General features: G+C 40.6%; 19 protein-coding genes. 6 read left to right on the forward strand and 13 right to left on the reverse strand.

Going from position 1 to position 12,004, the window contains the following annotated elements; translation table 11 throughout:
* Positions 1-419 (forward strand): FGGY-family carbohydrate kinase (locus DW251_RS07730; protein ID WP_243034903.1); only part of this gene is annotated, 419 nt, incomplete at its 5' end.
* Between the two features lie 656 nt (positions 420-1,075).
* On the opposite strand, the gene DW251_RS07745 is transcribed toward DW251_RS07730, so the two are convergent.
* From DW251_RS07745 to DW251_RS17925, 10 genes are all read right to left on the reverse strand, one after another.
* Positions 1,076-1,381: a hypothetical protein gene (locus DW251_RS07745; RefSeq protein WP_118300659.1), complete on the reverse strand. Its 306-nt coding sequence runs from the start codon at positions 1,379-1,381 to the stop codon at positions 1,076-1,078.
* Between the two features lie 88 nt (positions 1,382-1,469).
* Positions 1,470-2,681, reverse strand: coding sequence for a hypothetical protein (locus DW251_RS07750; protein WP_118300660.1), 1,212 nt, complete (start codon positions 2,679-2,681; stop codon positions 1,470-1,472).
* A 132-nt stretch (positions 2,682-2,813) separates the two neighbouring features.
* Positions 2,814-3,155 (reverse strand): hypothetical protein, encoded by a 342-nt coding sequence (locus DW251_RS07760; RefSeq protein ID WP_147352223.1) that lies wholly within the window; start codon positions 3,153-3,155, stop codon positions 2,814-2,816.
* 16 nt (positions 3,156-3,171) lie between these two features.
* Positions 3,172-3,525: a hypothetical protein gene (locus tag DW251_RS07765; protein WP_118300663.1), complete on the reverse strand. Its 354-nt coding sequence runs from the start codon at positions 3,523-3,525 to the stop codon at positions 3,172-3,174.
* Positions 3,526-3,528: 3 nt separating this feature from the next.
* Complete coding sequence (locus tag DW251_RS17910) at positions 3,529-3,699, reverse strand: hypothetical protein (protein ID WP_182433591.1); 171 nt, start codon at positions 3,697-3,699, stop codon at positions 3,529-3,531.
* Between the two features lie 151 nt (positions 3,700-3,850).
* Positions 3,851-4,045, reverse strand: a complete 195-nt coding sequence (locus tag DW251_RS07770; protein ID WP_118300664.1) for a hypothetical protein — start codon at positions 4,043-4,045, stop codon at positions 3,851-3,853.
* An 8-nt stretch (positions 4,046-4,053) separates the two neighbouring features.
* The gene (locus DW251_RS07775; protein WP_118300665.1) at positions 4,054-4,365 is read right to left on the reverse strand and encodes a hypothetical protein; all 312 of its coding nucleotides are present in this window, start codon (positions 4,363-4,365) and stop codon (positions 4,054-4,056) included.
* Positions 4,366-4,465: 100 nt separating this feature from the next.
* Positions 4,466-4,633 carry a hypothetical protein gene (locus DW251_RS17915; protein WP_182433592.1) on the reverse strand — a complete coding sequence of 56 codons (168 nt, stop codon included), beginning with the start codon at positions 4,631-4,633 and terminating at the stop codon, positions 4,466-4,468.
* A 134-nt stretch (positions 4,634-4,767) separates the two neighbouring features.
* Complete coding sequence (locus DW251_RS17920; RefSeq protein WP_182433593.1) at positions 4,768-4,917, reverse strand: hypothetical protein; 150 nt, start codon at positions 4,915-4,917, stop codon at positions 4,768-4,770.
* A gap of 11 nt (positions 4,918-4,928) precedes the next feature.
* Positions 4,929-5,075: a hypothetical protein gene (locus DW251_RS17925; RefSeq protein WP_182433594.1), complete on the reverse strand. Its 147-nt coding sequence runs from the start codon at positions 5,073-5,075 to the stop codon at positions 4,929-4,931.
* Positions 5,076-5,228: 153 nt separating this feature from the next.
* Between DW251_RS17925 and DW251_RS07780 the strand changes: the two genes are divergently transcribed.
* Positions 5,229-5,621 carry a helix-turn-helix transcriptional regulator gene (locus DW251_RS07780; RefSeq protein ID WP_118300666.1) on the forward strand — a complete coding sequence of 131 codons (393 nt, stop codon included), beginning with the start codon at positions 5,229-5,231 and terminating at the stop codon, positions 5,619-5,621.
* Here DW251_RS07780 and DW251_RS17930 read toward each other — a convergent pair.
* Positions 5,618-5,755, reverse strand: coding sequence for a hypothetical protein (locus DW251_RS17930; protein ID WP_182433595.1), 138 nt, complete (start codon positions 5,753-5,755; stop codon positions 5,618-5,620). The genes DW251_RS07780 and DW251_RS17930 overlap by 4 nt on opposite strands.
* A gap of 339 nt (positions 5,756-6,094) precedes the next feature.
* Here DW251_RS17930 and DW251_RS07790 point away from each other — a divergent pair, with 339 nt between their 5' ends.
* From DW251_RS07790 to DW251_RS07800, 3 genes are all read left to right on the forward strand, one after another.
* Positions 6,095-6,316 carry a hypothetical protein gene (locus DW251_RS07790; RefSeq protein ID WP_118300669.1) on the forward strand — a complete coding sequence of 74 codons (222 nt, stop codon included), beginning with the start codon at positions 6,095-6,097 and terminating at the stop codon, positions 6,314-6,316.
* A gap of 27 nt (positions 6,317-6,343) precedes the next feature.
* The gene (locus tag DW251_RS18585) at positions 6,344-7,465 is read left to right on the forward strand and encodes a YHYH domain-containing protein (protein WP_118300671.1); all 1,122 of its coding nucleotides are present in this window, start codon (positions 6,344-6,346) and stop codon (positions 7,463-7,465) included.
* A gap of 163 nt (positions 7,466-7,628) precedes the next feature.
* The gene (locus DW251_RS07800; RefSeq protein WP_118300673.1) at positions 7,629-9,041 is read left to right on the forward strand and encodes a recombinase family protein; all 1,413 of its coding nucleotides are present in this window, start codon (positions 7,629-7,631) and stop codon (positions 9,039-9,041) included.
* A 2-nt stretch (positions 9,042-9,043) separates the two neighbouring features.
* Here the strand turns inward: DW251_RS07800 and DW251_RS07805 are convergent, their stop codons facing one another.
* On the reverse strand, positions 9,044-9,667 hold the full coding sequence (locus DW251_RS07805) for a hypothetical protein (RefSeq protein ID WP_118300675.1): 624 nt from the start codon (positions 9,665-9,667) through the stop codon (positions 9,044-9,046).
* A gap of 197 nt (positions 9,668-9,864) precedes the next feature.
* Between DW251_RS07805 and DW251_RS07810 the strand changes: the two genes are divergently transcribed.
* The gene (locus DW251_RS07810; protein WP_021870086.1) at positions 9,865-11,610 is read left to right on the forward strand and encodes an NFACT RNA binding domain-containing protein; all 1,746 of its coding nucleotides are present in this window, start codon (positions 9,865-9,867) and stop codon (positions 11,608-11,610) included.
* Between the two features lie 130 nt (positions 11,611-11,740).
* Here DW251_RS07810 and rpsU read toward each other — a convergent pair whose 3' ends face one another.
* On the reverse strand, positions 11,741-11,917 hold the full coding sequence (gene rpsU, locus DW251_RS07815) for a 30S ribosomal protein S21 (RefSeq protein ID WP_003504099.1): 177 nt from the start codon (positions 11,915-11,917) through the stop codon (positions 11,741-11,743).
* Positions 11,918-12,004: the final 87 nt, after the last annotated feature.

A 12,004-nucleotide genomic window follows, 5' to 3' on the forward strand; every position in this document is an offset into this window, starting at 1 on the left:
CTTTCCTTGGCTTAAGCCAGGATACCTCTGCCACAGACATGGCTGGAAGCGTACTAGAGGGTGTGGCATTTTCCATCCGCCACGGCCTGGAACTTTTTATCTGCCCGGCTGTAAAGCTTTCCATCATCGGCGGCGGAGCCAGAGAACTTGCCTGGTGCCAGATCTTAAGCAATGTAATGGGCCTTCCCGTCCACGTCTACAAAGACCCGGACCTACTGCCCGCACTTGCCATTGCATCAAGCGTTTTCCTGGCCGAAAACATTATCCCGGATTACCAGTCCTTTATCCATGTATTAGAGGAAAAAGGCGGCTGCACCGTACTGGAACCGGACCCGGATGCTGTAAAAGCCTATAAACCTGTTTATGAGAAATATAAGACCATTTATCCTATGATACGTGAGTTTTATCATGAGGTGTAATCAAACCTCCCGGTATATCTTAATTTACCGATGATACCAAATCATCTTGCCATCAGCCATTTTCAGTTCTACCTTATCAGGATAGTTATCACTATCTTTGCAAGCATGGAACCTCATATCATGGATTTCCAGCGCAGCCCTATGGTTACTCTCACATTTCTTGCACTCATTTTTGTCTTTATACTTCGTTCCGCAATGCTCACACACATACAACTGTATACTCTTCATTTCTCCCTCCAAATCTTAATTAAAAATCTCTTTAACATAAGTTTCTGGAAAAATCTTTTATTAAAATTTTTCGCCTAAAATCTTAATTTAACCTCATATTCCCATTCGCGAATTTATAACATTCTGTCAAATGTCTCAAATCTTCTTTATGAGCCTTTACCACGGGATGTTTATACGCTTCTTCCATCGTAATTCCATGATCTCTTGCAAACTGCATGGTAAATTTGCTATGTTCGCCGAGATACGGATTCTCTTCTATGTCTTTATCATATCTTCCCACTGCTATCATCCTCCAATCTTAATTTTTGTTTTTATGAGATTCAGATATCCGCCTTTTTACACACTTGGGGCATAAAAAAGCTCTCTTACTTTTAGCTTTAAATACAGTTCCGCAGTCTTCGCAGATCGTGTTATATACCTTTTCCATCCTATCTCCTATCTGAAGGTTTTTCCTTCAAGAGCTTCGATATCTCTTCTTTCTGGATATCTGTTAAAAAGCCAATCATATGCGCACATATGGTGATCCTTGCTTTCGGATCAGAGAACATATCTTTTACATGCTTTTCAATCATGCAGTCAAGCACGGCTATAGCCTCATCCATCTCTAAATGTTCACCTTCCCAAGTGGCATTAAGAATTAAGCCTCCTTTTCCATCGGCAATTGTAAGCCCCAGTGCTGTCTTTCCTTTCAATACTGCTGTTTCTTTTTCAGCTTCCATCGTTACTGTAACCATTCTTCCTCCTGATATCTCGTGACTATCTTTTGAAACATGGTAGAAAATCACGAGATAATAGCTTAACCTATTCTTTCAAACCGAAATTTTACATATCAAAAATGCTCATCTGGCCCTTACAGTTTCCACCGATTGTGGTCGGGTCCCAACCGACACCGATATAATCCAGGACTTTCGCCCAACCGTATTCTTTTCCTTCTGCATCTTTACAAAGATGAAACATTAGATAGTCCCATTCCTTTGGATTGCTCTTATACAGCATGTCAAACCGGTGTGGCCGCTTTTCCATGTGGATTCCAAACCCGCACATGCTGCAACCGGTCCGCTGAGCTTTTGTGGTATAGAGGGTACCATCCGGCTGTCGTTCTATGGTTCCGTAAATTTCCGGAATAATACTGTCTGGCATTACAAAACATTCAGCAATCTTTCCAACTGTTAATAACTTCTGACGGTATTTTTCTTTCAGACCGTCCTTCCAGAGCTTGTCCATCTCTAATGCCAACGTCAAAATGTCCTGCCGGCCGAAGATTGCAAATGGTGCTGACCTGATCGTAGACGCTCCAAAATAATTGCAACCATTCATTCTCAGACTTTTTGCCCTACGACCACCCTCTGATGCCATAAGTCCCAGATAAGGTACGCTGTTATGTTCTTTTCCCCAGTCATCACAATTTTTTTCTTTGAGGTAATAACAACACTTGGAAGATACCAAAAAGTCCGGTTTCCGGAAGTCGCAGCCCTCTGTTTCATTTTCATAACCGCCAAACAGCTCTAACCAGCGCTGTTTTAATTGCATCTTTGAATTTTTCTGCCAGCCTCCATAAGCTCCCGTCTCACCAGTGATAATCGCATGGCGAACCGTTTTATTCTTTTCAGACGGATTCTGCAACAGTTCTATTTTGGCAGCAACTTCTTTCGATATGACCGGAAAGCCAAACTCCTGTATTACTTTTGCTTTTGTCCAGAAGCTACCATCTTTCCGCTTTAACGGCGGAACATTGATAATCCCAAGTGCTTTATGTACTCTCTGAATAGATTTATCTTCCAGAGATGATGCACTAACTCCCGGTGCATCAATACCGCAAATCTCATGCAAAAACAAATACAGTACAATGCTATCCAGTCCGCCAACTGATACGTGATAATTGAGTTCCCGCCCATCACATTCCCTGGCGAATTCCTCTGCACGGATCCTTGCATATCGCCTTTTAAATTCATACGGCTCTTTTTCTTTTGCGATAAAATAAGCAATCTTATTTTTCGTTCCTAACCGCTGCATCCGTTCCTGTACTGATTCCATTTCTTTCCTTCCTCACGCACTCTCTATGCATGTACAATACAGTCCCTCTCTTTGTCCTGATCCACTCTGCATCTCCATTGATCACCTTCTGGCAGATGCAGCAGACCGGGACAGATACTTTCTTTGGGTCATTCATCGGGTCTCCTCCGCAATCATTTGTTTAAGTTTCTTTTCAAGCGCCTCATTTTTAGCAATACGGCTTTTCACTGTTTCTGCTGCATCAAGACCATGCAGCTTACATATTTCAAGATCTTGATGTTGATGGCGCGTATCATCCTGCACAATGCAGAGTAATAGCACCAATTCTTCCTCTGACATTATCTCTCTCTTGTCTTTTGCCAGCTGTTTAATTACTGCCAGCATTGAATCATAGCAAAAGCAAATGGCATCCTCTGCTATGCTGTCTCCGCCATAGTTCTCAAGCGTTGACTGCATATTTTCTCTCAAAGCCTGTTCCAGCTCTGTTTTTTTCAAATACATTTTGTCTCCTTTATCTTTTTCCATATTCCCGGATCAACTGCGCTGCTTTCTTCTGGCCTTTTTCTTCCAGGAAGCTAATTACATAATCAATATCACACATCTGCCCTCGCTTTTTCTGGTTCAGTCCGATAACCTCATCGATGCTGTCCCAATCAAATTCAATACCATATTTCTGCTTTAAAACTTCCGCATAGTCCCTGGCTGTTTCATACTGGCAACCAAACGGGTCTATTGCATCCATCATGTTGCACAGATTAATAAAAGCATCTTTCCACCTCAGCAGCCTGTCCTTTCCAAAGTGGAACTCCTGATTCAGCGAAAACATCACCGTTGGGGTAAATGTCGCTAATATTCTGTGTGCCAAGACCTAGCTTATCTCATTCGCCTTTTTTGCCGATACTTCCAGCGGAATGAACTGGGCATTTCTAACCCTGATCTCCTTCTTTAATTCTTCTATCCCGCCCCTTTCTACTATTTCCAGGGCATATTTGAGGCCATCCATCCTGGCCTGATAGGTTTTATCTCTTTTTATATTCATTTGTTTTCCTTCCTTTGTTGTACATGGTCCCTCCTTTCGGGCCGGGATTTGGAGGACATTTGATAGGTTCCCGGCCCTTTCGGTCAGTAGTATACTGGGTATAATAGATTGGGTAGTGACATATTCTGCTGACCACAAGTTTCTATATGTATCAGTCCTTTTTAGGACGAGATACCAACTGTTTCCCTCTACGGGTTGGATCCGGACACAGTGCCGTTCCAGCGTATGCCGGTCTTCTGAAGCTTTCACCCATCGGTGATGGGTGCTTTTCCATGTCGATCAATTCCGCTTCTTTTCTTTTTCTGCCTTTTTCTCTATATTCTGCTCTAACCTTATGATCTTCCATATAGTCTCCTACAGGTAGCTGATCCCGTATCTGCTACGGAACGCTTCCCTGGCTTCTTTTTCTGTTTTTCCGCCTGCAACCGCACGTTTCTCCCAGGCAAGTTGTCCCATCATCTTGGACATCATCTCTGCCATTGGATTTCCATGGATCCGCGTAAGCACATCTCCTATGTTATGGCAGTTATTGCAGCACGGGATTTTCAGTCCGTCTTCCTCTGCCTTTTTTCGGTTCGGGCCTCCGATCAGATGATGTTTAGCCTCAACTGGTCTGCCGCAAAACAGGCAATACTCGTTATATTCTGTTATTATTCCTTTTTTCATTAGATTTCACTTGCACATCCAGCTCTTTGGATGGTATAATCTCCTTGCATGATTTTTGATATTGAGTAAAGCCCCGGTTCTCCAATCCCATACCAGGGCTTTATTCTTTTTTATCTGGTTTCAAAAACAACCGGTACTGTCCACCATGTTCCTGAATGGTCGGTACTATCTTTACCTTTTCTTGTGCTCTTCTGCAATCATCGCAGATACTTCCTTCTCCCGGATCCAGAAAGCAGCCACATTTGCGGCATTTATTCCACTTCCTCATCGGCTCGCCTGCCAAATGTTACATAATATGGAAAAAAATGTGATTGCCTCCAGAATCCAACAACGATATTTCCAATCCTCACATGCTTCCTTGGCTCCGTGAAACAGCCGTCTGTAATAATCTGTATCCATTTTTTATGCTCCCTTCTTTTCTTTCTCTCGATTCCGAATATTTTCCCACGCTCTTAAGATCACTTCATAAGCTGGATGTCCTTCCGGCAGTTTTATAGAAGACATATCCTCTATAATTTTTCCTGTCCGGGCAGAAATGTTGATAACTTTCATATCTCTCCTTCCTATGCTGTTTTCACCTCTTCCTTATCCAGGCGCTCTTTTGCTGCCAGGATATCTACAGAAGCTTTCATTATGGTCAGGCTATTGCTGTCCATTTTACTGAGCTTCTCCACCATTTCTACGATCATCTGGTTTTTCTTTTCTTCCATGCTCATGTACTCCTTTCTTTCGTTATTTTGTTGCTATGCCACTATTATATGTGGCTATGCGACTTTTGTCAATATATTTTTGTGGCATTGCTACTTTTTGTTGACAATGCCACATTTTTGATATATATTGAAATCATGAAAGGGGTGATCATCTTGAACAAAAGATTTAAATCTTTACGTCAGACGTTAGATTTAACTCAGCAGGAATTTGCTGATAAATTAGGTATTGTGCGAAACAACGTTGCATGTTACGAAACTGGTAAGCGTTCTCCTAGTGATGCCGTTGTTTCTTTAGTATGCAAAACTTTCAATGTTAATGAAAACTGGCTCCGAACCGGTGTTGGACCTATGTTTCTGGATCTTCCGGAAGAAGATGAAACTGCAGCTATTGTCGCAACTCTATTAGATCCAGATAAAGAACCATTTTTCAACGTTATTGTTGAAATAATGAAAAGCTACCAGTCACTAAGTCCAAATTCAAAGCAGGCAATTAATGAGCTTGCTGATAATATTTTGAAGAATTTAAACAAAAAAAGAGAGGGCTAACGCCCTCTTCTCTCCAGATACCTTTTTACCAGTGTAAACAGCTGTTTTAGAAATAAGGTATCCAACTGATCCATATAGCTTATATTCCGGATCAAAAATTGCTTCACATGATTGACATTAACATTATTATTCATATGTACCTTCCTTTCTCTACAGTAGTTTGTCTGTTAAAGCAATTATATCTTAGAAAGCAAGGTTTGTGTGGGTTTATGACGATTTGTCCACTATGGTGGACAATAGGTAAACAGATCATATGGCGGTACGTTCAGTGCCTCTGCCAGACAACACAGTGTATACACTGTTGGGTGTTGCTTTCCATTTTCAATATTATTGATCTGTGATTTACTTATTCCAGATAACTCTGAAAGTTTTCTAATAGACAACTTTCTCTCCACTCGTAATACGTATAAATTATAGCTAATCGTGCCTGTCAATCAATTAATCCTTTCATTACATTTATAAAAGGAGTTTACATGAGTAAAATTGTAGAATTATTACAAGAACTGCTAGGTAGTGTTGGAAATCCTCTTGGGGAAGCAACTTACCTTTCCATTGGTCATTTGTTTTTAGGCTCTTTTCTTTTTGGTTATAATCCATATGGAATTAAGCCTTTTATATATGTGGTTATTTCCTTTCTTGTATTATTACACTTTTTTAGTGCCTATAACGATATTATAAACAAAAAAGATAAATAATAATCCAGTATAATATAGGTAAATGTTATGAGACATAAAAGATATCTAATGTTAATTTATTTCGTTTCCTGTATTTTATTATTTGTTCCATATAATGTATTTGGGCATCCCGGGCGAACAGATTCACATGGCGGTCATTATGATCACAATACTGGAACCTATCATTATCATCACGGTAAACCAGCCCACTTGCATCCTAATGGCATCTGTCCATATATGCCCACTCAATCCGAAGACGTAGTTTCATCTGAAACCTCTGCTCCACCGGCAGAATCTCTTTCTTACAAAGAAACCGCAAATTCTTCTCCCAGTAAAATTGAATGGACAAATAATAAAAATCAACTATTCGGATTTAAAATATTGGTATGTGTGCTTAGTATCCTCATTTTTCTTATTCTTTATTACTTATTTAAGATTAATAAAAAACATTCTTTGCAATTATCTGTAGTGTGCAAAGAAAAAGAGGACATTGAATCTGAGTACACTGCTTTAAAAAGCACTAACTGGGTTCAGAAGATTAATCAAATGGAATCCGAAAAAAACGAATTAATTCAAACTTCTAATGAATTAAGAACTGAGATTTCTGCTTTACAACAAGAATTAAAAAATACAAAGGATTACTTACATTCCGTGGAGTATGAAAAACTTGTAAAAATCCATGAAATAGAATCCTTACAACTTCAAATTGATATTTTAAAAACTGATCTTGCAAAGGCTCAAAATGCAACTCAAAAAGTAGTATGTGCTTTAACTCAGCAGGAAGAACAAAATCAATTTTTTCAAAATCAGTTACAAACACTTACGGTTGATGCACTCCCTTTCCCCAAGGAACTTTTATATGAAGCCGGGGTACCAAGCGGGGTTACATTTGACAGCAATTATTTACCTCATTATTATGTCCAGCCCACTGTCGAAAAACATATGCGGGTTTATATTTCTCGCAACGGTAAATGTTATCATCGACAGTTTGGTTGTTCTGAAGCAACAAAACCTATCCACCTTTTTATTGCTGCGCAGAAATATGCTCCATGCGAACGATGCATTCCATACAAAGCCAGAAAGTATAAAGTGCCTGATTGGTATTTTGAGTTTTTAAAATTAGTTGATCAATATTCTAAAGAAGTTCAACAACTAGAAAGCAAAAATTAACTATGAAAACAAAAGCGATCCCTGCGCCAACAGGAACCGCTTTAACATAGATCACTCTTATCAGGTATACTGAAAGATATAATCCACTCCATTCCAGATTATACCATTTCAGTGGCACCTGCACAAGAGGTGTATTTTTTATACCCTTTTTGGAGGTACTCTTATGAAAAAAGCAGCTATTTATGTCCGGGTATCTACCCAGGAACAGGCTCAAGAAGGTTTTTCCATTCCTGAACAAACTGAAAGATTGACAAAATACTGTGAGGCTCACGGCTGGACCATTGGAAACATCTACACAGATCCGGGGTTCTCTGGAGCCAATACCAACAGGCCCGCTTTAAAGTGTCTTTTTAAGGACTGTGAACGGAAACGCTTTGATATTGTAGTGGTATACAAACTGGATCGTCTCTCACGTTCCCAGAAAGACACCCTCTATATCATTGAGGATGTATTTTTGAAAAATAGCATTAGCTTTATTTCCATGAACGAAAATTTTGATACTGGATCACCCTTCGGCAGAGCCATGATCGGCATCTTATCTGTCTTCGCCCAGCTGGAACGTGAACAGATCAAGGAACGTATGGCTATGGGACGTGAGGGCCGCGCTAAACAGGGCAAGTGGCACGGTGGTGGCAACGTTCCTATTGGCTATACCTCAGTTGATGGTAATTTAATCCCTGATGAATATGAGGCTATGCAGGTGCGCAAAGTCTTTTCATTGGCTCTGGAAGGGCATTCGTTCATACAGATCACCAGAATGATGGCTGCCGCCGGTTATACTCACAAATACGGCGCATATAAAGCCGGTTATGTAACTGTGTCTAAAATGTTGCATAACCCTATTTACATAGGGATGATTAAAAACGGGGATGATTATGTCTCAGGAATTCATGATCCATTAATCGACCAGCAAACCTTTGATGCCGTTCAAAAGCGCTTACAACAAATTTCTGATGATTATCAGAAAAATCACAGGAAAAATCAGCCTGTTGCCTACATGCTTTCAGGTTTATGTCACTGTGCCCTCTGCGGATCAGAATACTCAGGCTTTTATGTTGGTGCAAAAGGATATCGTAAAAAATATTATAGATGTAAAAAAAGAGCCTATCACTGGCGCGAGAAAAAAGAAACCTGTACCGCCCCCAATATCCGCGTAGAGCAACTGGATGCAGCTGTTATCGAAGAAATCCGTAAAATACAGACAGATCCAGCATATTTTGAAAAGGTTTCCAAACCTCAGACATCTATCAATAATGAATTACAAACCTTAAATAATCGCTTCTCCGAAATTCAGAAACGGATTCAGCGGACCATTAAGTTATATTCCTTGGGAAATATTGAAGATGATGATATTGACGATCAGATGAAGCAGCTATACTGTGAGCGTGATTCTATCCAGAATGAAATTGATCGTCTTTCTGGAAGTCAACCTGATGTTGATTATATAAAAGAAGTACTTTCTCTGGCTGTGCTCGAAGATATGTCTACCTTAGAACTCAGGCAGTTATGTCAAACCCTTATTGACCATATCATCATCAAAGAAGATGAAAGCATAGAGATTTACTGGGCCTTTTAATTTTATGCGTAAAGTAAGTTTATCGGTGTACGGATCTCATGGGACATACTGGAAAGGAATTCTGTCTTTGACTGGCTTACGCTTTCCGCGATCTTTAACTGTTCTTTTGCAGCTTCCAGTTCTTTCTTATCTTCTGTTATATCACGGAACTGGAATGTATCATATAAACCGTCCTTACTGCGGGTAATCTCCAGTCTGTACCAGCTTTTCATTCTCTCCAGATAAAAATCCGAAGTAAAGGGCTGTTTTCCATCCCAGGAACGATACTTTTTCCACAGCTTCCAGTCTTTTCCCGAACCTACTTTATCCAAAAATATACCTATATCTGTTTTTATGTCATCACCGGTAACGTCAAGCTGCTGTTCAAAGCTTTCTGTTATGTATACAGGATACAGATCTTTACAGCGAAGTATCATTACCGGATCTCCGTTTCCCGGTACACCAAAGGATCCAGAACCGCCTTTAAACACCCCTGCGGCTTCATTCTGTTTTTTGATCTTTAACTGAAAAAAACCGATGAGTAAACACACACCGGCAAACAATTCTACGATCAACAGCAAAAACAGGCCTCTGTGTTCTCCCAACCACACCAGCTGCCCTGTCACATGCTGTATAAAATTATTCATAGGAAATTCCTCCAATACGCATTAATGAAAGCATTTACAGAACTTTTACATTTTATTATAGGTTATTTTTTTCCAGTGTACAGCAGTTTTTCCATATTGTTGTAATACTTTTCTAATGAAAGAAAATGTGGTATCCTTATAAGAGCAGTCTGTTTCATACAGTATTGCCTATTTTTGATCGACAGGAGTGAATATACATGGCATTTGACGGTATTACCATAGCAAACTTAAGATGGGAATTTGCCCATACCATAGAAGGCGGGAAGATCGCAAAGATCGCCCAGCCGGAAAAGGATGAGTTGCTTATTACTATAAAAAACAACAGAGAAAACTACCGGCTGCAGATCTCTGCAAGCGCAAGTCTTCCTCTTATTTATCTTACTGCAAATAATAAGACCAGCCCTCTCACTGCGCCTAATTTCTGTATGCTTTTAAGAAAGCATATTGGCAGCGCCCGCATTGTTTCTGTAAAGCAGCCGGGTCTGGAACGTATTTTAGAGTTTGAGCTGGAACATTTAGATGAGCTGGGGGATCTGTGCAAAAAGCGCCTGATCGTAGAGATCATGGGAAAACACAGTAATATTATTTTCTGTAAGGAAGATGGAACCATCATTGACAGTATCAAGCATGTATCTGCCAGCATGAGTTCTGTGCGTGAAGTGCTTCCGGGACGGGAATATTTTATTCCGCAGACCATTGCAAAGGAAAATCCTCTGACCGTTACAGAAACTGTGTTCCGCAGCTGTATTTTATCCTCTCCTACTTCTGTGCAGAAAGCATTATACGGTCACCTTACCGGCATCAGCCCTATTGTTGCGGAGGAACTTTGCCATCTGGCTTCCATCGACTCCGACCGAAGCGCCGGCGAACTGACAGACCCGGAACTGACTCATCTGTATCATACATTCCAGCTGATGATGGAGGATGTCAAAGAAGGACGTTTCAGCCCTGCCGTTGTATATGACGGGGATACACCTGTAGAATATGCTTCTGTTCCCCTGACCTGCTATGAAGGAAAGGGATACCGCAGGGAAACGTTTGAGTCTATAAGTACTCTCCTGGAAAATTATTACGCCTCCAGAGATACCATTACCCGTATCCGTCAGAAATCTTCTGACCTGCGCCGTATTGTTCAGACTGCCTTAGAGCGCAGCTGCAAAAAATACGACCTGCAGTTAAAGCAGTTAAAAGATACCGAAAAGCGTGAAAAATACAGGATCTACGGAGAACTGTTAAACACCTATGGTTACGAGTTAAAGGGTGGGGAAAAATCTTTTAAATGTATTAATTATTATGATAATGAAGAGATCACGATCCCATTAGACCCGCAGCTGACAGCCCGTGAGAATGCCCAGAAGCATTTTGACAAGTATAATAAATTAAAACGTACTTATGAAGCCTTAAGCCAGCTGACCATGGAAACCAAAGCCGAAGTTGACCATCTGGAGTCTGTAAGTTCTGCCCTTGATATTGCCTTAGAGGAAAATGATCTGGTGCAGATCAAGGAAGAATTAATGGAATTTGGTTATGTGAAGAAACGCCGTGCCAACGAAAAGCGGCCAAAGATCACAAGCAAGCCTTTCCATTATATTTCTTCTGACGGATATGATATTTTCGTAGGAAAGAACAACTATCAGAACGAAGAGCTTACTTTCAAAGTGGCAAGCGGCAACGACTGGTGGTTCCACGCAAAAGGTATTCCAGGCTCCCATGCGATCGTAAAGAGCAACGGGCAGGCAGATCTGCCAGACCGGGTCTTTGAAGAAGCTGGTGCTTTAGCAGCTTATTATTCCAAAGGCCGTGAAAATGATAAGGTTGAGATCGACTACATCCAGAAGAAGAACATTAAGAAAGTGGCAGGAGCTGCACCGGGATTTGTAATCTATCATACTAACTACTCCCTGGTAGCTTCACCGAGATGTGACTTAAAAGAAGTAAAATAGCTAAGCATGCCCCGTCAGATGGCGGGGCATAAATCAAAACTTTATACAAAAATAAAACAGCCGGTCCATCAGGCAAACCTGACGACCGGCCGATTTATTTTACTTCAAGTGAACCAATTCCGTGCGAGAATTAGTTGTACTTACGCTTACGAGCAGCTTCAGACTTTTTCTTACGTCTTACGCTTGGCTTCTCGTAATGCTCTCTTTTACGAATTTCCTGCTGAATGCCAGCCTTTGCGCAGTTTCTTTTAAATCTGCGTAAAGCACTGTCTAAGCTCTCGTTATCTTTAACAATTACGTTTGACATCGCTCACACCTAACCTCCCTCCAGTTGTGTAATTGTGCATAATACAACTGTTTGGGTATTTTTAGCACTGCTATGATTATAGCATAA

Source organism: Clostridium sp. AM22-11AC, assembly GCF_003473545.1.
In the GTDB taxonomy this organism is placed as follows: domain Bacteria; phylum Bacillota; class Clostridia; order Lachnospirales; family Lachnospiraceae; genus Enterocloster.

Excerpts from the sequence above, each read along its gene's own strand:
- DW251_RS07770 (WP_118300664.1), bottom strand. The coding sequence starts at position 4,045 with ATGGAAGATCATAAGGTTAGAGCAGAATATAGAGAAAAAGGCAGAAAA.
- DW251_RS07745 (WP_118300659.1), bottom strand. The coding sequence starts at position 1,381 with ATGGTTACAGTAACGATGGAAGCTGAAAAAGAAACAGCAGTATTGAAA.
- DW251_RS07810 (WP_021870086.1), top strand. The coding sequence starts at position 9,865 with ATGGCATTTGACGGTATTACCATAGCAAACTTAAGATGGGAATTTGCC.
- DW251_RS07805 (WP_118300675.1), bottom strand. The coding sequence starts at position 9,667 with ATGAATAATTTTATACAGCATGTGACAGGGCAGCTGGTGTGGTTGGGA.
- DW251_RS07790 (WP_118300669.1), top strand. The coding sequence starts at position 6,095 with ATGAGTAAAATTGTAGAATTATTACAAGAACTGCTAGGTAGTGTTGGA.
- DW251_RS17925 (WP_182433594.1), bottom strand. The coding sequence starts at position 5,075 with ATGGAAGAAAAGAAAAACCAGATGATCGTAGAAATGGTGGAGAAGCTC.
- DW251_RS17910 (WP_182433591.1), bottom strand. The coding sequence starts at position 3,699 with ATGAATATAAAAAGAGATAAAACCTATCAGGCCAGGATGGATGGCCTC.
- DW251_RS18585 (WP_118300671.1), top strand. The coding sequence starts at position 6,344 with ATGAGACATAAAAGATATCTAATGTTAATTTATTTCGTTTCCTGTATT.
- DW251_RS17920 (WP_182433593.1), bottom strand. The coding sequence starts at position 4,917 with ATGAAAGTTATCAACATTTCTGCCCGGACAGGAAAAATTATAGAGGAT.
- DW251_RS07775 (WP_118300665.1), bottom strand. The coding sequence starts at position 4,365 with ATGAAAAAAGGAATAATAACAGAATATAACGAGTATTGCCTGTTTTGC.
- DW251_RS07750 (WP_118300660.1), bottom strand. The coding sequence starts at position 2,681 with ATGGAATCAGTACAGGAACGGATGCAGCGGTTAGGAACGAAAAATAAG.
- DW251_RS17930 (WP_182433595.1), bottom strand. The coding sequence starts at position 5,755 with ATGAATAATAATGTTAATGTCAATCATGTGAAGCAATTTTTGATCCGG.
- DW251_RS07800 (WP_118300673.1), top strand. The coding sequence starts at position 7,629 with ATGAAAAAAGCAGCTATTTATGTCCGGGTATCTACCCAGGAACAGGCT.
- rpsU (WP_003504099.1), bottom strand. The coding sequence starts at position 11,917 with ATGTCAAACGTAATTGTTAAAGATAACGAGAGCTTAGACAGTGCTTTA.
- DW251_RS17915 (WP_182433592.1), bottom strand. The coding sequence starts at position 4,633 with ATGAGGAAGTGGAATAAATGCCGCAAATGTGGCTGCTTTCTGGATCCG.